We start from the raw sequence: 17,445 nt of genomic DNA on the forward strand, positions 1-17,445 counted from the left end.
AGACAATTAATACGAATCGCGCAACTCCAAGTAAAAAAATGCTACTCTAAATACAAGTTGGTTCTATAGTTTCTCAATTAAGACATTATGTTGCATTATCAGATCGAATTTGACGACTTTCGTCAGCATCTCATTCACGTTACTGTTCGTTTCGTTGCTCAACCAACTCAAATATTGAGCTTGCCAACTTGGATTCCAGGAAGTTATCTCATTCGAGAGTTTTCAAAACATATTGAGTCTGTTCGTGCCTATGATGAAGATGGTCGAATACTCAAGATTCGTAAAAATGAAAAAAATAAGTGGCAGTTATTTAATACTGATTTTGAGCTGATTACGGTTGAGTACGACGTCTATGCATACGACCTCTCAGTACGTGGTGCTTATGTTGATGAAACACGCTTATATGTGAATCCTGCTTGTGCATGTTTAGGTTTAGAAGGACAAGAAGATAAAGCGGTAGAAGTTGAGTTATTTTTGCCAGATGAATTGAAACATTTCCAACTCGCTACAGGATTGGCATCTAAAAGTTTAGTGCGTGGTCGCTATACGCTTAAGGCAAAAAACTACGCTGAATTGATTGATGCACCATTTGAGCTTGCAGATCAAACTCGTTTTGCTTTTGAAGCAAATGGTATTCCACATGAGTTTGTGGTTTCTGGCAAACATGCGATGAATGTCCAACGTATGAAACAAGACATTGAGAAAATCTGTGCGACAGAAATATCCATGTTTGGTTCAGCACCATTTGAAAACTACACTTTTATGACCATCGCGACGGGTAACAGTTATGGTGGTTTAGAGCACCCGAACTCAACCAGTTTGATTTCTCCACGTGATGATCTACCTAAGTCCAATGAGCCTGTTGAACCTTCCGCTGATTATCAGCGTTTCTTAGGTTTGTGTAGCCATGAATATTTTCATTCATGGTTGGTGAAATTTATTCGCCCTGAAAATTTTGTGAATTATGATTTAGACAAAGAAGGCTATACCTCTTTGTTATGGATTTTTGAAGGCTTTACGTCCTACTATGATGATTTAATTCTACTTCGTAGTGGTGTGATTTCTCAGGAATCTTACTTGAAGTTGTTAAAGGCGCAGATCGATCGTTATTTGCAAAATCCAGGTCGTTTTGTTCAAACTGTTGCAGAGTCAAGTTTTGATGCATGGGTCAAATTCTATCGTCAAGATGAAAACTCTAACAATTCTGGCACAAGTTACTATAACAAGGGTTGCTTAGTAGCGCTGTGTCTAGATTTAGGTTTACGTTTAAGAGGTTCAAGTCTTGATGCATTGATGCGTAAGCTGTATGAAAATGCGCAACAGGGTATACAGGTTCATGAACGTACCATCTATGAACTATGCCAAGAATTAACAGGTGATGATTGGTCTGAACAAATTAACCATTTGATTAATACCACGGATGAGTTACCGCTTGATCAGTTGTTCCCTGAATTTGGCTTAGACTATGTTTTAAAGCATGATAAATCTTTACCATTTGGTTTAAAACTTGTAGATAAACCTGAAGGTGTATTAATTCAGTCTGCTCGTCGTGATGGCGCTGGTGTTAAAGCTGGGCTTTCTGCTCATGATATTATCATCGCAGTTGATGGTTTAAAGGCGACCACTAAGCAACTCGACAAGTATGCAAAATTGGAAGTTACTTTTAATGTACATGCTTTCCGTCGTGATGAATTAATGCAATTTGAAGTTCAATCAGGTGGTAGTGAACTCACTGAAGTGGAACTTAAGGTTACAGATCAATCTAAAGTTGATAAATGGCTTAAAGCTTAATTTAACTTAGGATTTAAAAAAACCAGTGTTTATGCACTGGTTTTTTTTTGAAAAGTTTTATGAAAAAATTGAAAATTAAAAACAGATAATATAATAATGATACTTATATATAATTTTATCAAAATCAAAATGTTAAATAATTTTTCTGAAAATAAGAAGCAACTTTACTCTATGGTTGTTTTATGTTTAGTATCATTGTTAGTTTATTTTAAGACAAGTAGTGATCCTATATTTTCATTAATTCAAGGTACTTTTTTAGAAAGCTTTTTTTATCAATTTGCAGAAGGGAATAACATATTAAATGCATTGAGTATTGGTATATTAGTTAGTTCAATTTTTTGGTATTTAAATATTTATTTACCAGAAAATAGAGTTAAAAACTCCAAGTTAAAGAGATTAAATAAAGCTTTGATGTTAATTATTGAAGCAAAAAATGGTAATCCGTACAGTTGGGATAAACATTATATTCATTGCCTACCATTTGAGAAAAAACATTTAATTTTCTTAAAAGAAGTAAAAGATCAATTGGATAATAAAAAAATTTATAATTCATTAGCAGAAAAAGCTTTTTATGAAATTTGTGAATCGTCTTTTGAACTTTTTAATTTTTTGAGCATAACTGCTAACGAAGTATCTCCTAAGCATGGTGAACTTTGGGATTCAATGGCTAGAAACATTGCACAAATTGGTAAATTTTATCCAGAGTTTCATAGAAAAAAAATTGACTCAGGTTGGCGCTTAGGAGATAAAAAACAAGATTTCTCAAGTGGTTTATTTGAACTCAATATGACAGAGCTACTAGAAAAGATAGAGAAATGGATTGATTTACATTGAAGGATGTCTTCTAAAATCAATTACCCCGATAGGTTGAATAACCATATGAACTTAATAACAACGGAATATGGTAATGATCTAAACTACCATCAATCACAAAAACCACTGGCACTTCTGGGAAGAAAGTACGTTTGTTATTTGCTTTAAACCAGTCACCAGTTTTAAAAGTTACTCTGTAAACACCTTTTTGAAGATCTGTTTCGGCTGGATATAGAGCCTTGATACGACCATTTTCATCCGTTTTAGCTTCGTTGAGCTTTATCCATTTTTCACCCTGCTGCGCTTCAAGGGTAACTGCAATATTAGAAGACGGAAGACCAGTTTCTTGATTAAGCACATGAACACTTAAAGGATTTGCCAAAGTGAATGTTGAGAATGCAAAACCTGAAAGAGCAAGCGTAAATTTTTTCATAAGTATCAACTCACAATAAGCAAATAATCGAAAAAGTGTACTTAAAATGAGAGATTATTTAAGTTAATTTATGTATAAAAAAAGGATGCAATCGCATCCTTTTTACTTTTTATACAATAGCTTGAGCTTAGCGTGCGCGTCCACGTGGAGCTTTTGTATTTGGGCGAGTAGTACCATTGGTCTTACGACGTGGTTTCTCATGTTCTTCCATTTGCCAAATACGTTTAGTACCCGATTTTTTCTTAGTACCATCTTTATTGACTTTCTTATTAATCGGCTTGCCACCTGTACCGCCTGGTTTCTTCACATAAGAGCGTGAGCGGTATGGCTCTTCTGCAGGAACATTTTGAAAGTCAGGATAAAGTAATGGTTCAATTTCTCTAGTTTCGCCAGATTCAAGACCCATCTGTACTAAGTCAATTGATCCAATTTTAGTGCGAATAAGACGTAAAGTTGGGAAACCTACTGCTGCAGTCATACGTCGAACTTGGCGGTTACGACCTTCGCAAATCGAAATTTCAACCCAAGAAGTAGGTACAGAAGCACGGAAACGAACAGGAGGATCACGATCCCATAACCACTCAGGCTGTTCAACTTTTACAGCTTTTGCGGGTAGAGTCATACCGTCTTTAAGCTCTACACCTTTACGAAGCTGTTCTAAAGCCTCTTCAGTCACATCACCATCAACTTGAACCAAATAAGTTTTAAATTTCTTATTGGCAGGGTTGGTAATGAACTGATTTAAACCACCATGGTCGGTTAAAAATACTAGACCTTCAGAGTCCATGTCTAAACGTCCAGCAAGACGTAATGTCGGATCGTCAACAAAATCAGACATTGTCATATGCGCTTCGTCTTTACGAAACTGGGAGAGAACGCCATAAGGTTTATTGAGAATGACGATTTTCATATAAAAACTTCAATAATGTGCAAATAGTGAAAGGTCTGACTTATCAAGAATTTATGAACATCCTGAATTGATCTGAGGATTCGATCATTGAAGTCAAACAAAATAAATCGGGGAATTGGTGACTATTATGCGTGATTCAAAAAAGAAAGTATCGTATTGATCAAAAAAAATATGTAATTCTGACGATTTAATCGGTATAAGCAGGCTTTTATTGGTTTCTGACAAGTGCTTTTAATTTAAACAATACAATGCAAACGTCGATCAGACGCTAAAATTTAACTCAATTTAAGATGTTAGGTTGTATATGAAAAAAAGGATTATCGGATCACTCATTGCAATCAGTTGGATGCTTACTGCTTGTCAGCCCCCAAATTCAGGCGCAACAGCAGGAATACAATATCCATATTTATACTGGAAACTTCAACAGCAAGCGTTGACAGAGCCGTTGGCGATACCCGTTGAAGGAGTCAAAGTAACTCAAATTGCAGATACTTGGGGGGCAGCACGTTCAAATGGTCGTACACATCAAGGAATTGATATTTTTGCCAAACGAGGTACGCCTGTATTGAGTGCAACACAAGGTATTGTAAGTCGTATCGGCACAAATAGTTTGGGAGGTAAAGTCGTCTGGGTGGTAGGACCTCAGTTAAGTCGCCATTACTATGCACATTTAGATGAATATGCAGCACACATCCAAGAAGGTGACTGGGTTGAAGTCGGTGAAGTATTAGGATATGTGGGAAATACTGGCAATGCGATCAATACACCTCCACATTTACATTATGGGATTTATTTAACGAGTGGTGCTACAAATCCATATCCATATTTAAAACCAGATTTAAAACCAGAGGAATAAGTCTCGTTAATACAAGTAAACAAATGAGAGAGCCTTGTAAGCCTCGTAACATATATCAATTTTAATCCTCTGAAATTTAAATAGCTTACACAATGGAAGTTACGATGCAGTATTTTGATACAGCTCTATGCTCGCAGTTTCGTGCAAAAGGGTTATGGTTATTTGTATTGGTCTAATTCAAGTGAAAAAGAATTCAAGATCAGTATCAAAATCTGATAATCATGGAGATATGAAATGAGTAATCAATACAATCAAGATCAAAATGAGCAACAGCAACAAAATCACCAGCAACGTCAACAAGGTCAACAGCCACATCAACAGCAACCCAATCAGCAGCAACAGCAACAAGATCAACAGCAGCAGAATCAGCAACAGTCCCGTCAACAATCACAACAGCAATCTGATTTAGATCAACAAAATCGTTAATCCATTAATCATGAATTGAATGGGAATTTAGGGATGAATGCCCATTCTTGTCAGTAAATTCAAGCATTAACAATTTAAAGTGAATGACACGAGGAAGATAAGATATGGCGAATAAGTCCAAGTTAAAAATTAAAGATTTAAAAGATCAAATTAAATCGAGACTTAAGAAAATTTCTAAGCATGAATCTAAGTTAAAAGATTTAAAGAAAGCGCTCAAAAAGCGTAAATAGCAAAAGACCCTCATGTGAGGGTTTTTTTATGGAAGATCATTAGAAATATACAGTTTATGAACGAATCTTTGTGAAGCAATAATTTATAGTCAAGATTGAAATTAATCTATGATTTGAAATGATAAAAGATTATTATTCTCAATTAGAAGTTTGGAAATATTAGGGTGTATTTATGAAAATGTATCAAGTTGATGCCTTTACTACAGCGTTGTTTAAGGGGAATCCTGCAGCTGTAGTGGTCAGTGAAGAATGGCTTGATACATCACTCATGCAAAATATTGCATTTGAAAATAATTTGGCTGAAACGGCTTTTGTTAAAATTATTGATGATGAAAATTATGAAATCCGTTGGTTTACACCTAAAGTTGAAGTCGATTTTTGTGGTCATGCCACTTTAGCGAGCAGTTATGTACTTTTTAATGAGTATACTCAAGCGAAAAAAATTAAATTTCATGTCAAAGATTTAGGAATTTTTACCATCACTCGACAAGATGATGGAAAAATTACAATGAATTTCCCTGTTCGAATCCCTCATTTAACTAAAGAGTTTCCTGAGTTATTAAAAGAAGTGGTTGATCGTCCAATCAAGGAAATTTATCTAAATCAACAAGCTTATATTTTAGTCTTGGAAAGTGAACAAGATGTGCTTGATGCCAAACCTAATTTTGCCAATATTAATGCAATTGCTGAAGCATATGAGGTTAGTACTTGTATTACAGCATCCGATCATCCCGATATTGCTATAACTGCAGCATCAGAACAATATGATTATGTGGCACGTTATTTTGCACCACATAAAGGCATCAATGAAGATCCTGTAACAGGTTCTATGCATACAGGATTAGCACCCTTGTGGGCTGAGAAATTGAATAAAACAGAACTTATTGCTTTTCAAAGCTCAGAACGAGGTGGCGTGTTGTATTGCCAACTTAAAGAGAATCAAAGAATTGAAATTTCTGGCTATGCCAAACTTTATATGAAAGCTGAAATTTACCTTTAAAGCATAAACCCTATTGATCATACCCTTGTCAGGCGTGTGATCAATTTTTTTATATCAATAATTGGAAGAACAATGCTAACTCGTTTTAAAAAACTTTCACTTACTTTAATGATCGTTGCGGTCAGTTCTAGCGGTTTAGCACAACCTGTTTTTGTCAAGACTGAACAAAATATTGAAGAATACAAACTAGAAAATGGTTTGCGGGTAATTTTGGCACCGATACCTAAAGAAAATAAAATTTTTATGAATATGGTGTATTTAACGGGAGCTTTGAATGACCCACAAGGTAAAGGTGGTTTAGCACATTTACTTGAGCATCTCGCGTTTAAAGGCACAGAAAATGTAAAAGGAGATGAGTTTCAACGTCGTCTAGATCAGCATACGCTCATGAGTAATGCGATGACTGACTACTATTCTACCCAGTATATGAGTGTCATCCGTCCAGAAAAAAAAGCTATTGATGAAATGTTGTATCTGGAGGCAGAGCGAATGGATAAGCTCGTACTTCAGGAAAAATTTGTTCCGTCAGAAATCGCAATCGTAAAACGAGAGCGTGAGGTTCGAATGGATCAACCTTTTTCAGTATTGATGGATCAAATTTGGAAATCTGCTTACGGAAATCAGTATCTAGGTCGTCTACCGATTGGTGATTTAACTGAGCTTCAGTCAATCAACATGAAGGAACTGAATCAATTTTACCGACAATGGTATGCACCGAATAATGCAGTTCTAGTGATTGCAGGTAAATTTAATAAAGCGGATATCCTGAAAGCAGTGGATAAAAATTTTAATCAAATTCCTGCGCGTCAAATTCCTGAGTCAACCCAAGTTCCAATGCTTGATTCGACCAAGATCAAAGATCGTCAATTTATCGTGCAAAAGGGAAGTGATTTAGGCAAATACAATATTTATATCAATGGCGCCCAGCAAAAAACACAGACCGCACTCGCTTTAGCACCTTATTTATTTACAATGCAACCTAGTGGTCATTTGTACAAAGATATTGTGGAAACAGGTACAGCTACACAGGTTCAATCGACGACATGGTTAACACCTGATTTTAATCTTGTTTTTATGGGGGCAGTGTATGCTCCTAATCATGATGAGAAAAAAGTTGCCCAGTCTCTAGAAAAAGGAATTGAGAAAAAGCATCAATTTAATGAAACAGAATTAAATCGTGTCAAAAACATGATTAGAAATGGTCAAGAGAGCATGATGACCAATGCCTCTTCTGTGGGTGGTTTCATTAGTGATTATGTGGTTTCATCCAATGGGGATTGGACAAAATATTTTAAAGACCAAGCAGAGATACAAAGTTTAAATGTCGATCAGGTTAATCAGGCAATAAATCAATTCTTGGTTGCTGAGCATCGTATTTCGGGAGACATACAACCTACGCCTGAGGATCAAAAAAAGGCACTCGAGCTAGACGCTAATGAGCAAGAGTCAAAAACTTTAGATCAAGTGACAACTCAAGAAGAGCCTTTAAAAGACCCAGCTGTGTATAAAGCTGAAGTGGCTGAGCACCTAAAAAATTCCAAACAGTATGTTGAAAAGTTAGAGAAAAAAATCAAGCGTGGTACTTTGAAAAATGGGATGCAGTATGCACTATTCCCAACGTCAACACGCGATGACAAAACTTACGCATCGATATCTTTAAATTTTGGGACAGCACAATCACTTAAAAACCAAGGTGAAGCGCTAGGCTTTATGTCTTATTTGCTATTGAGAGCATCTGAGCAGTATAGCCTGCAAGATATTGCAGACAAATCAATCGAGGCGGGTGGACGAGCATCTGCTTCAGCTGTTGCTAATGGTATTGTGATTAACGTATCTGCGAAGAAAGAAAAATTTCCAGAATTCTTCAAGTTTATTGTCGACGTTATGAATAATCCGAAATTTGAGCAAAGTCAGTTTGACCTCATCAAATCGCAAACATTATCGTCATTAAATCGACCATATACAGAGCCTGAAACTGTTGCAGGACTGACTATCGCTAGAATCGTAGAGCGATATGAACCAGGTGATTTGCGATATCATTTTGAACCTGAGCTAGCAAAGCAGCAAATTGAAACCATCACCAATGATCAAATTAAAGCTTTGTACCAAAAGTATTTTACAACTCAAAATGGTCAAATATCGGTGACTGGCGATTTTGATGACAAAGCCATTCTGAAATATTTGAATTCATCTTTAGGTCAGTCTAAGACAAAAGAACCATACCAACGTTTGCAGGGCAGTCATATAGATTATCCTGCTCAAAAAGTTCATGCGCTGGCTGAACAGCGTCAATTTGGTAATTATCAAGCGGTTATTGCCATTCCAGTGGGTAATAATCATCCTGATGCAGAAGCATTATATGTGTTGAGCCATATTCTAGGCGAGTCACAATTATCATCACGCCTTGCCATGGAGTTACGTGAAAAAAATGCGTTGGTTTACAGCTTTGGAAGTAGTTTGAGTTTGGATAATTTTATCAATGCTGGTGCTCTAGGTGTAAGTGCTAATTATGCAGCAGGAAAATCAGCTCAAGTTTCTCAAGGTGTGCATAAAGTATTCACTGACTTATTAAAGAATGGTGTGACGGAGCAAGAGCTTGAAGCGGCTAAAGCTAATATTATGAAACAGCGTGTCACGAATTTAGAGGATGAGCGCCGTATTCATCGTGGATTGAACAGCCAGCTTGAACAAAATAAAACACAGCTTTCAAGACTAGAGCGAGATCAGGCATTTGCAAAACTGACGAAGAAAGATATAGATGCAGTGATCAAAAAATATATTAAGCCTGAGTTTTTGGTTGAAGTTATGGCAGATCAGTATGGTAAACCACAACCTGAAATGATTTCAAAGCCTAAAACTTAGAACCACAATGTACGATTCAAAAAGGCTCATTCGATCGTGAATGAGCCTTTTTTTTTAAAGCTTATAAAATTGCTGCGCATTTTTACAAAATATCTGTTCAACAACATCTGAATTATAGGCAGCGACAATGTCGCTAAAGGCATCAATGATATTTGTAAGTGATGTGCTCACTTTGTCCATCGGAAAGTTGGATGCAAACATGACACGATAAGGTCCAAAACATTTTAAAGCATGATTAATCATAGGAGAGACCAATTCAATGATTTGTTGTTTAGATGCTAAGGTTCGTCGTGTATGAAATTGATGACCCAAAACTGGCATGAAAAGTCCAGACATTTTTGTATATACATTCGGACATTGAGCTAATTCTGCAAGATCTTCTTTCCAGTGGAAATAGATATTGTCTCGTGCAGTTTGGGTAATTCCTGTGTGTTTACCTACTGGGCCGAATAAACCTGCTGGTGTGCCCAAATGATCTAAGACAATCGAAGTCTCAGGAAAACGTTTTGCCAAAGCAATAACATCTTTAAGCTGGCTAGAATAAACCCAAGCATCGAAGCTTAAATTGTACTGGGCTAAGGCTTCAAAACCTTTTAAAAATTTTCGATCAGTGTAGAGATGGGGATCATCGTTCCAAGCATGAATTCCGGGATCTTCATGATGTGCAGCCATTTTTCGAATACCACGAAAATGCGGAGATGCTTTTTTATGCATTTTAAGAATTTTTTTGAAATTGCTTTCACGAGGATCAGCTGTTGCAACGATTCCAGCCAATTTGATGTTTTCTTGAGAAAAAGGAAGCTGCTGAATAAATTGCGTTTCTTCTACAACGCCAGTTCCTTTTTGATGATGCCAGCTGGCTTCGACATGTACAACGCGGCTCACAGTATAGTGTCCAATGTCTTTGTGGTAATCCGCTGGTAAATAGGGTGCTGTGATGTAATCTGTAAGTCCTACTGTCTCTATTAAATCTTTAGGTTTTACGAGACGAACGATTTTATCCAAGATTTTTGGATGTTTTCCAAAAAGCTTAACAGCTAAAGCGGCAGCGTGCGGCGTGTGATAAGGATCCCATTGATGGATATGTGCATCGACGATGGGAAAGTTGAGTTGATTCATCGCTATCCTTAGTTGAGTCATCAATAAGAATAACATACGAGAAATTGATCAATTTTTGAATTGCATTTTCGTTTGAATATTAGAGTTTAAGCATTAAAAAGCCCCCTAAAGGAGGCTCAATGCACACAATGCAAATCTATTTAATGATCGTGGTCATGTTTATTTGCATGAAACTCTTCATTACGACGGAAGCGAAGATAGTTTTCAAACTGCTCGCAGTATTCGTCATAATTATCTTCAAGCATCATATGAAACTGTTGCATGATATAAGACATCACTTGTTCTTTAGCATCACGCATTTCATTGCCATCTTTAAAGTTATTGGCAGCAACCCATGTGTTAAAACGAGCAGTACCAAATAGCATCGCAGCACTGACTTGACCACGAGCATCGGCTGGTTTAACAGTAGAACCTTTTTCAACACGGCAAAATTCATTGGCTTGCTTAATAAATTCATCAGCACGTTCGAAGAAAATCGCATTCAATGCTTCTTCTTCAGTGACATCAGTCGCTTGAATCTTTTGAACCATGAATTGTTCCTAATAAATAACTTAATTCAAGCACTATTATAGGCAAAGGCTTGCATAAACTAAACCTTTCACTTAATCTAAAAATAGCCTAAGTAATTTTTATGAGCCTTTCTATGCAAGATGCTATCGCAGTTCAAAATTTAAAAAGTGATATTGCGTTACTGAGACAGAATATTTGGCCACCTGTCGATCTTGCAAATGTCGAAGGTCTACCCATTTATTATGGTAGCAAAGAGCAAGTTGCTGCATATTACCAGCAGTGGACAGGTCTAATCGAAAGGGCACAAGATTTATTTGAACCTTTTATGGAAGACGAGGTTTTAGATGCCATTCATTTACCGAGTCATCTAAATTTACCGCTGTTTTATTTTCATGTAGACCGAATTCGCATTAACAAAACACGTGCAAAGGAATCAAAGACTTTTCGTGGTATTGCCAGTGTGTTAGAGAAGTGTGGGCAGTTTGAGCCTGAACAAGTTTTAGCAATGAGTCGCTGGTTGGATCATGATGACACTGCTGCATTAGTTGCGCATCGCGAATTTATAGATTTAAGAACTTATGTATTTCAGCATGGGCAAAGTGAATATACGAGAACACGTTTTTATGTAAATGGTATTGTCTTAAGTGTTGAGTCTCATTTCGAGTTGGTTGATGCTCGCGATAAACCACGTAAGCAACGAAATGACTCATATAGCGATCCATTGGCGGATAACAACACGTGGCGTATTTATGGAAAATATCGTTAGTTGGGCTGATTGAACTTAGTTTAGACATTAGAATCAATGATTAGCTACTTTATAAGTACAAAGCTTCTACGATCAATATCCAAACCTATTGATAAGTATTGTTTAAAATAGTCATCACAAAAAATAACTAATTTAAAGAATTATGACTGAAAAGATTGAACAATTTAAAAAGGCGTGGATGTTATTTCGTCAATATGATGAAAATGGATTAGGTGTATTCTTCGTTTTAGCCATACTTCAAATTTTAATTATTGGTACAAGTGTTGGTTTACCGTATTTGTTTAAGCTGCTGATTGACCAGACCAGTGAGCCTGATCATTACTATTCGATGCAAGACTTTTTTCAAATTCATCTACTCTATTTATTCGCCGTTGCTTATGCACTCGCTTGGTTTATCAATGAAGGGATGAAGAATATAAATAATTTTGCCATGTCTATGATGATCAGAAATGTTGATGCATCCATGCTTAAAGCTGGTGTATTTAATTTTCTAGATTTGAAATTAAAAGATCAACGTCAACAAGATATCGGTGTATTTAATGCAAATCTAATTCGTGGCAGCGAAGCACTTGGTACAATTATTTTTACTATATTTTTTGTTATTGTACCTACGGTATTTAAAATCTTAGGTATGGTGTATGTGCTCGGAAATACGATAAATTTTGAATTTGGTGTGTATTTTTTCGTATTCTCAGCTTGTACAGTTGCTTTATCGCTCATCATTACCTTTAAGACACAAGATATCTTTACGATTATGTATGGTGCTCGAAATCAACTGAATCAATTTGTGATTGAAAAACTACAACAAAGTTATGATATCAAACTCAGTCATTCGAAATATTACGAATTTGAAGAGTTTAGCCGCAGAATCGATGACTATAAAATAAAGACTCAGGATACCTATAAAAAACTTCAGTATCTCATGATATATCAACTGTTATTTGTGTCATTTTTTCTTTTGGTATTCATGGTTTTATCAGTCTATATGTTTGAATATCAAAGTTTTAGTTCAGGTGATTTTGTTTTAGTCAGTACCTATATTATAGGTTTAACCATTCCTTTAATGATGATGTCTCAAAATATCATTCATTTGAAAGGTCATATTGTGGCTATTGATCAGTACCTAGAATATTTTGAATTGGAACATGAGTCATTCAGTACGAATGATCTAACAGCTGAGGAACAGAAAGAAAGTGAGGTGGCGTATTCATTTCAAAATGTGACATTTGATCTAGGTCAGCAGACGATTGAAAATTTTAATTTAGACATCGTGTGTGGAAAAATATATTTAATTCAAGGTCGAACAGGTATTGGAAAATCAAGTTTCCTCAATTATTTGGTGGGAATAGAAAAGATCAAATCTGGACGACTATTCTTTAGAAATTTAGAGATCACTTCAGTATTTTCAGAAAAGATATTTGATCAGATTGCTGTGGTCAGCCAAACTCCGATCGTTTATTCAACCTCATTAAGACAAAATTTGATTCAAAATACTGAGATCAAATATTCTGATGAGGAGCTTAAACATTGGCTAAAAGAGTTTGATTTACTCCATTTGCTGGAAAAAAATCAAATTGAGTTAGACGATGATATACAAGAAATTTATAAAAATTTTTCTGGTGGTGAAAAACAACGATTGAACATCATTCGTGCATTACTAAAACAACCAAAGTTCCTGATCTTAGATGAACCTACAGCAGCCTTAGATGAGAAAACAAGTTCGAAAATTTTAAAAATTATTCAAGAGCGAGTTGAAACGGTCATTATGATTTCTCATGAACGTATGGCGACAGAAATCGCAGATGAAATTATTGATTTCAACATCATTCTAAATTCTATCGATGAGGATTAAATGATGATTGTTGTGGCATGAATATCAATCAAAAAAAGCGATTTTTAAAATATGTATTTATTTGATTAAATTTAGTCTTGAGCAACGATTCATGTACTTGATGATAGATTTTGATGTCAGTTAAATATTTTTTAGCATGAGCTGAATGATTTTTATGCTATGAAATATTTATGATAATACAAAATCTACAGCTGCTTGCGCATGAATAGAAGTTGTATCAAATAGAGGGACTGAGAATTTTAGATCTCCTATAAGCATACAAATCTCAGTGCATCCTAAAATGATTCCTTCAGCGCCAGAAGATATTAATTCTTCGACAATATGAATATATTTCTTTTGCGAAGCTTCGCTAATTATGCCTAAACATAATTCGTTGTAAATAATATCATGAACAATTTTTCTACTCGCTTTATTAGGTGTTATTACTTTAAGTCCTTTTTCCTCCAATCTGCTTTTATAAAAATCTTGTTCCATCGTAAATGCAGTACCAAGCAGCCCAATTTTTGTAATTTTCTGGCTCATGATTTCCATGGCTGTCGCATCTGCTATATGAATAAATGGTATGTTGGTTGATTCCTCAATATAAGTTGCTACTTTGTGCATTGTATTTGTACAAAGTACTATGCCATCTGCACCTGCTTTTTCTAATTGTATGGCTTGATCTCTTAAATAGATTCCTGCATCTTCCCATAATCCTTTGCGTTGTAACTCCTCAATTTCAGCGAAATCTACGCTAATAAGAATAACCTTAGCAGAGTGTAACTTGCCAAGTTTCGTTTGAACCATCTTATTGATTTGTTGATAGTACAAATCAGTCGACTCCCAACTCATTCCACCTAATAAACCAATTGTCTTCAAGTTCGCACCTTTAAAAATTAAATATTTAATTTATCAATATAATGAAAATTATCGAGTATGAAATTGCTACTTTTTAAAATAATGACTTAATCAAAGTGAGAAAAGTTCAGCTTTTGATGTGTATTTTTAGGGATGAATGTATATAAGTTTAGCAGCAGAATTTACCAATCTTATGGTTGAGTAAGCTTCTCATCGGAAGAATTCACATTAACCCCGAACTTAGATGCCATAAATAGAGGAAAATTATTGTATTGCTGAACAATCCATGTATAGAGCATTCTAGTTCAAAATCTTATAGGATATCAATCAAAAGGCTCATTCATGAGCCTTTTGATGAGTGATTTGAAAGATTAAAAAGTCTATTGTTCATAAGATTTTTAAAATTAAATCAACGTGTCTACAACACCTTTTAATACACCTAATCCTAGTGAATCAATTGTTCCATTAAGTGTTTCATTTACGCCAGTGCCAATTTTCACTAAAGGATCTTTTAATCCTACAAGAGAGCCGACAGTACCAAGCAAATTAGTCACTAAACCTGCACCAGATACTGCTTCAATTTCATCTAATGTAAGTTCTTTTAAAGTTGTTGGATTTGAATTATTCATTGTATTCACCATTCATGTTTGATTTTATTTTCAAGTAAATCGAATAACTAGCGTTAAACGATAGACTCATCATAATGAATGCATTTTGTATGCCAACTAATAAATAATGATAAATATATAATTTAGGTATAATTAATAATATGGAGGAGTGATTAACGGATTTTTCATGAAAAAATTCATCATTTTTGTGCAAATGTCACCGAATTGGTGCATTGATCGATTTGAATGATGGTTGAGAATTTAGCGCGTTAATTTCTTAAATTGATTTCACTCAACGAAATGAGTTTATATTTCATAGAATTATTTAAGAATTGAGCGTAAAAAATTACACTCAACTCAACTCAACTCAACTCAACTCAACTCAACTCAACTCAACTCAACTCAACTCAACTCAACTCAATTAATTGATGTACATTGCTGAGCTTTAGGATTATTCAATCCTCGACTATGTGTAAATACAGCAATTACAGCTAAAGAGATAAAAATCAAAACACTGTAAATTAAGGTACTGGTATTGAAGTGATCTACCATAAAACCACCAAATAAAGCGCCTGCTGCAATCATGATTTGGAACATACTGACAAAAAGAGGCATCCCTTTTTCAACCGCAAGTGGCGCATGTAAAAACATCCAGATATTGGCTGTCGTAGGAAAGGCACCAAAAGCAAAACCCCATAATGCTGTAAGAATATATGCACCAGTTAAGAATTTGGCATAAACAGGGAATGTAAGGAATACGATTGCTAAACACAATGCAACAGCAAAAAGCGTATAGCGGACATTGATATTGCTGCTATAACCGGAGAATGCATTGCCTACGAAGCCTGCTGCTCCATAAATAAGAAGTAATGAACTGATGGTTGAACCATCAAATCCTGCTTCATTTTTATAGAATGGCGCCAAGTAACTGTACGTTGAAAAATGCGCTAATCCGATAAATAAAATAATGATTAACCCTTTACGAGCTTTCGGATCTCGAAACAATGCGGGTAAATCACTATATTGAATAGCTGAAGTCGGCGGTAATTTCGGTAGGAATTTAATTTCAAATAACAGAATAATGGCACCAATCACTGAGGTGATCATAAAAGCATTACGCCAACCGTAAATTTCACTTAGCCATGTTCCAACCGGAACACCCAGCACAGTTGCCAGAGTCACGCCAGCCATAACGATAGCTGTTGCTTTGGCGATGGGTAGGTGAGGAGGTGCAACACGACCACTTAAGGCGATTGCAGTTGCCCAGAATCCGCCTATCGCGATACCCAAGAAAAAGCGACTCAATAGAATCCAAGTGATACTTTCTGAATAGCTCGTAATGAAATTTGCAATGACCATGACCGCTGTGAGTGCGATTAATAAATAGCGTCGATCAAGTTGCTTCACCCAGACCGAGATAAGCGGTGCTGCGAAAGCACCCATCACGCCTGGAAGGGTAATGAACAGGCCAGCAGTACCGACTGAAATGTTGAGATCTAATGCGATTGCATTGAGCACACCAATAGGGAGAAACTCACTGGTCACTAATATAAAAGCGGTGATAGAAAGTGTAATAACAGCAAACCAATTACCTTGATTTTCTGTAGGAGATGGAGAATGAACAGCGGTTTCAGTCATATGAGATTCAGATTTCATTGACCAACGCTCCTTGAAAATAATTTCATAATGATTGTTATAAAAATAAAATATTTGAATTTAAGATCTGGGTCAATTAATTTATTAATGATCATTATAAAATTAATTGGGTTGAATATGCAGGAAAGTTCAAAGCCAATAAATCAAATGGATAGTACCAAATCAATATCTAAGGGGCGTGGACGTCCTAAGTGTTTTAATGAAGAACAAGCACTTGAAAAAGCCATGACACTATTTTGGAAATACGGTTATGAAGCCACGTCAATGAGTGACTTAACATTCGCCATGGGAATCACTGCACCTAGTCTTTATAGTACGTATGGTGATAAATCTGAGCTCTTTAATCGTTGCATTGACTATTATCTCAAGCATGAATCATGCTCGATGGAAATGATTTTTAAACAGGCACATTCCATAAAATTAGCAATGGAACTTTATTTGATTGAAAATCTAAAACGACTGGTGCAGAAAGACAAACCAAAAGGATGTATGTTGGTCGTGTCGACAATGAACTGTTCGATTCAAAATCAACAAATACAACAATCAATTTCGGAAAAAAGACAGCTATCTAAATCGAATTTACTAGAAAAATTATTAGCTGCCCAAGCCTCAGGTGTAATTAGTGCACAAACTAATATTCAGGCAATGACAGATTATTATATGACGATTTTGCAAGGACTAAGCTTTCAAGCACGTGATGGTGCAACTTTTGAACAATTGGAAAGCGTTGTACACATGGCGATCCAAACTTGGGATCATTTTTAAGTCAGAACTTC

17 protein-coding genes are annotated in these 17,445 nt (G+C 35.7%); 10 read left to right on the forward strand and 7 right to left on the reverse strand.

Annotated features, from left to right (window positions below):
• Positions 1 to 87: 87 nt before the first annotated feature.
• Positions 88 to 1,791 (forward strand): M61 family metallopeptidase, encoded by a 1,704-nt coding sequence (locus AC1M89_RS04650; protein WP_481613976.1) that lies wholly within the window; start codon positions 88 to 90, stop codon positions 1,789 to 1,791.
• 129 nt (positions 1,792 to 1,920) lie between these two features.
• The gene (locus tag AC1M89_RS04655) at positions 1,921 to 2,625 is read left to right on the forward strand and encodes a hypothetical protein (protein WP_481613977.1); all 705 of its coding nucleotides are present in this window, start codon (positions 1,921 to 1,923) and stop codon (positions 2,623 to 2,625) included.
• 16 nt (positions 2,626 to 2,641) lie between these two features.
• Here AC1M89_RS04655 and uraH read toward each other — a convergent pair whose 3' ends face one another.
• Positions 2,642 to 3,037, reverse strand: coding sequence for a hydroxyisourate hydrolase (gene uraH, locus AC1M89_RS04660; protein ID WP_481588988.1), 396 nt, complete (start codon positions 3,035 to 3,037; stop codon positions 2,642 to 2,644).
• Positions 3,038 to 3,164: 127 nt separating this feature from the next.
• A complete protein-coding gene (locus AC1M89_RS04665) occupies positions 3,165 to 3,947 on the reverse strand; it encodes an rRNA large subunit pseudouridine synthase E (protein WP_481613978.1) in 783 nt (260 codons plus the stop codon).
• Positions 3,948 to 4,251: 304 nt separating this feature from the next.
• On the opposite strand from AC1M89_RS04665, the gene AC1M89_RS04670 reads away from it, so the two are divergent.
• The 5 genes from AC1M89_RS04670 (at position 4,252) to AC1M89_RS04690 (ending at position 9,321) form a co-directional block, all read left to right on the forward strand.
• Complete coding sequence (locus AC1M89_RS04670) at positions 4,252 to 4,803, forward strand: M23 family metallopeptidase (protein ID WP_481613979.1); 552 nt, start codon at positions 4,252 to 4,254, stop codon at positions 4,801 to 4,803.
• 234 nt (positions 4,804 to 5,037) lie between these two features.
• Positions 5,038 to 5,229, forward strand: coding sequence for a hypothetical protein (locus AC1M89_RS04675; RefSeq protein WP_035268717.1), 192 nt, complete (start codon positions 5,038 to 5,040; stop codon positions 5,227 to 5,229).
• 104 nt (positions 5,230 to 5,333) lie between these two features.
• Positions 5,334 to 5,459, forward strand: a complete 126-nt coding sequence (locus AC1M89_RS04680; protein ID WP_257219857.1) for a hypothetical protein — start codon at positions 5,334 to 5,336, stop codon at positions 5,457 to 5,459.
• Between the two features lie 172 nt (positions 5,460 to 5,631).
• Positions 5,632 to 6,459, forward strand: coding sequence for a PhzF family phenazine biosynthesis protein (locus AC1M89_RS04685; protein WP_481613980.1), 828 nt, complete (start codon positions 5,632 to 5,634; stop codon positions 6,457 to 6,459).
• Between the two features lie 72 nt (positions 6,460 to 6,531).
• On the forward strand, positions 6,532 to 9,321 hold the full coding sequence (locus tag AC1M89_RS04690; RefSeq protein ID WP_481613981.1) for a M16 family metallopeptidase: 2,790 nt from the start codon (positions 6,532 to 6,534) through the stop codon (positions 9,319 to 9,321).
• Positions 9,322 to 9,375: 54 nt separating this feature from the next.
• On the opposite strand, the gene AC1M89_RS04695 is transcribed toward AC1M89_RS04690, so the two are convergent.
• Positions 9,376 to 10,440, reverse strand: a complete 1,065-nt coding sequence (locus AC1M89_RS04695; protein ID WP_481613982.1) for an amidohydrolase family protein — start codon at positions 10,438 to 10,440, stop codon at positions 9,376 to 9,378.
• Between the two features lie 140 nt (positions 10,441 to 10,580).
• Positions 10,581 to 10,970, reverse strand: a complete 390-nt coding sequence (locus AC1M89_RS04700) for a DUF3144 domain-containing protein (protein WP_481586410.1) — start codon at positions 10,968 to 10,970, stop codon at positions 10,581 to 10,583.
• Positions 10,971 to 11,083: 113 nt separating this feature from the next.
• On the opposite strand from AC1M89_RS04700, the gene AC1M89_RS04705 reads away from it, so the two are divergent.
• Together AC1M89_RS04705 and AC1M89_RS04710 are read left to right on the forward strand one after the other, a co-directional pair.
• Entirely contained in the window at positions 11,084 to 11,716 is a 633-nt protein-coding gene (locus AC1M89_RS04705) for a hypothetical protein (protein ID WP_481613983.1), read from the forward strand.
• Between the two features lie 142 nt (positions 11,717 to 11,858).
• Positions 11,859 to 13,568, forward strand: a complete 1,710-nt coding sequence (locus tag AC1M89_RS04710) for an ATP-binding cassette domain-containing protein (RefSeq protein ID WP_481613984.1) — start codon at positions 11,859 to 11,861, stop codon at positions 13,566 to 13,568.
• Positions 13,569 to 13,736: 168 nt separating this feature from the next.
• On the opposite strand, the gene AC1M89_RS04715 is transcribed toward AC1M89_RS04710, so the two are convergent.
• The 3 genes from AC1M89_RS04715 to AC1M89_RS04725 form a co-directional block, all read right to left on the reverse strand.
• Complete coding sequence (locus AC1M89_RS04715; RefSeq protein ID WP_092767123.1) at positions 13,737 to 14,426, reverse strand: aspartate/glutamate racemase family protein; 690 nt, start codon at positions 14,424 to 14,426, stop codon at positions 13,737 to 13,739.
• 383 nt (positions 14,427 to 14,809) lie between these two features.
• On the reverse strand, positions 14,810 to 15,034 hold the full coding sequence (locus tag AC1M89_RS04720) for a hypothetical protein (RefSeq protein ID WP_180028591.1): 225 nt from the start codon (positions 15,032 to 15,034) through the stop codon (positions 14,810 to 14,812).
• Positions 15,035 to 15,430: 396 nt separating this feature from the next.
• Complete coding sequence (locus AC1M89_RS04725; protein ID WP_481614021.1) at positions 15,431 to 16,651, reverse strand: MFS transporter; 1,221 nt, start codon at positions 16,649 to 16,651, stop codon at positions 15,431 to 15,433.
• 135 nt (positions 16,652 to 16,786) lie between these two features.
• On the opposite strand from AC1M89_RS04725, the gene AC1M89_RS04730 reads away from it, so the two are divergent.
• Positions 16,787 to 17,434: a TetR/AcrR family transcriptional regulator gene (locus AC1M89_RS04730; RefSeq protein WP_481595933.1), complete on the forward strand. Its 648-nt coding sequence runs from the start codon at positions 16,787 to 16,789 to the stop codon at positions 17,432 to 17,434.
• Positions 17,435 to 17,445: the final 11 nt, after the last annotated feature.

It is taken from the genome of Acinetobacter sp. ANC_7635 (assembly GCF_056779945.1).

What these genes read in the sequence shown, in the direction of transcription:
- AC1M89_RS04670 (WP_481613979.1), top strand. Translation starts at nt 4,252, where the DNA reads ATGAAAAAAAGGATTATCGGATCACTCATTGCAATCAGTTGGATGCTT.
- AC1M89_RS04665 (WP_481613978.1), bottom strand. Translation starts at nt 3,947, where the DNA reads ATGAAAATCGTCATTCTCAATAAACCTTATGGCGTTCTCTCCCAGTTT.
- AC1M89_RS04655 (WP_481613977.1), top strand. Translation starts at nt 1,921, where the DNA reads ATGTTAAATAATTTTTCTGAAAATAAGAAGCAACTTTACTCTATGGTT.
- AC1M89_RS04685 (WP_481613980.1), top strand. Translation starts at nt 5,632, where the DNA reads ATGAAAATGTATCAAGTTGATGCCTTTACTACAGCGTTGTTTAAGGGG.
- AC1M89_RS04695 (WP_481613982.1), bottom strand. Translation starts at nt 10,440, where the DNA reads ATGAATCAACTCAACTTTCCCATCGTCGATGCACATATCCATCAATGG.
- AC1M89_RS04720 (WP_180028591.1), bottom strand. Translation starts at nt 15,034, where the DNA reads ATGAATAATTCAAATCCAACAACTTTAAAAGAACTTACATTAGATGAA.
- AC1M89_RS04690 (WP_481613981.1), top strand. Translation starts at nt 6,532, where the DNA reads ATGCTAACTCGTTTTAAAAAACTTTCACTTACTTTAATGATCGTTGCG.
- AC1M89_RS04680 (WP_257219857.1), top strand. Translation starts at nt 5,334, where the DNA reads ATGGCGAATAAGTCCAAGTTAAAAATTAAAGATTTAAAAGATCAAATT.
- AC1M89_RS04710 (WP_481613984.1), top strand. Translation starts at nt 11,859, where the DNA reads ATGACTGAAAAGATTGAACAATTTAAAAAGGCGTGGATGTTATTTCGT.
- AC1M89_RS04730 (WP_481595933.1), top strand. Translation starts at nt 16,787, where the DNA reads ATGCAGGAAAGTTCAAAGCCAATAAATCAAATGGATAGTACCAAATCA.
- AC1M89_RS04725 (WP_481614021.1), bottom strand. Translation starts at nt 16,651, where the DNA reads ATGACTGAAACCGCTGTTCATTCTCCATCTCCTACAGAAAATCAAGGT.
- AC1M89_RS04700 (WP_481586410.1), bottom strand. Translation starts at nt 10,970, where the DNA reads ATGGTTCAAAAGATTCAAGCGACTGATGTCACTGAAGAAGAAGCATTG.
- AC1M89_RS04705 (WP_481613983.1), top strand. Translation starts at nt 11,084, where the DNA reads ATGCAAGATGCTATCGCAGTTCAAAATTTAAAAAGTGATATTGCGTTA.
- uraH (WP_481588988.1), bottom strand. Translation starts at nt 3,037, where the DNA reads ATGAAAAAATTTACGCTTGCTCTTTCAGGTTTTGCATTCTCAACATTC.
- AC1M89_RS04650 (WP_481613976.1), top strand. Translation starts at nt 88, where the DNA reads ATGTTGCATTATCAGATCGAATTTGACGACTTTCGTCAGCATCTCATT.
- AC1M89_RS04675 (WP_035268717.1), top strand. Translation starts at nt 5,038, where the DNA reads ATGAGTAATCAATACAATCAAGATCAAAATGAGCAACAGCAACAAAAT.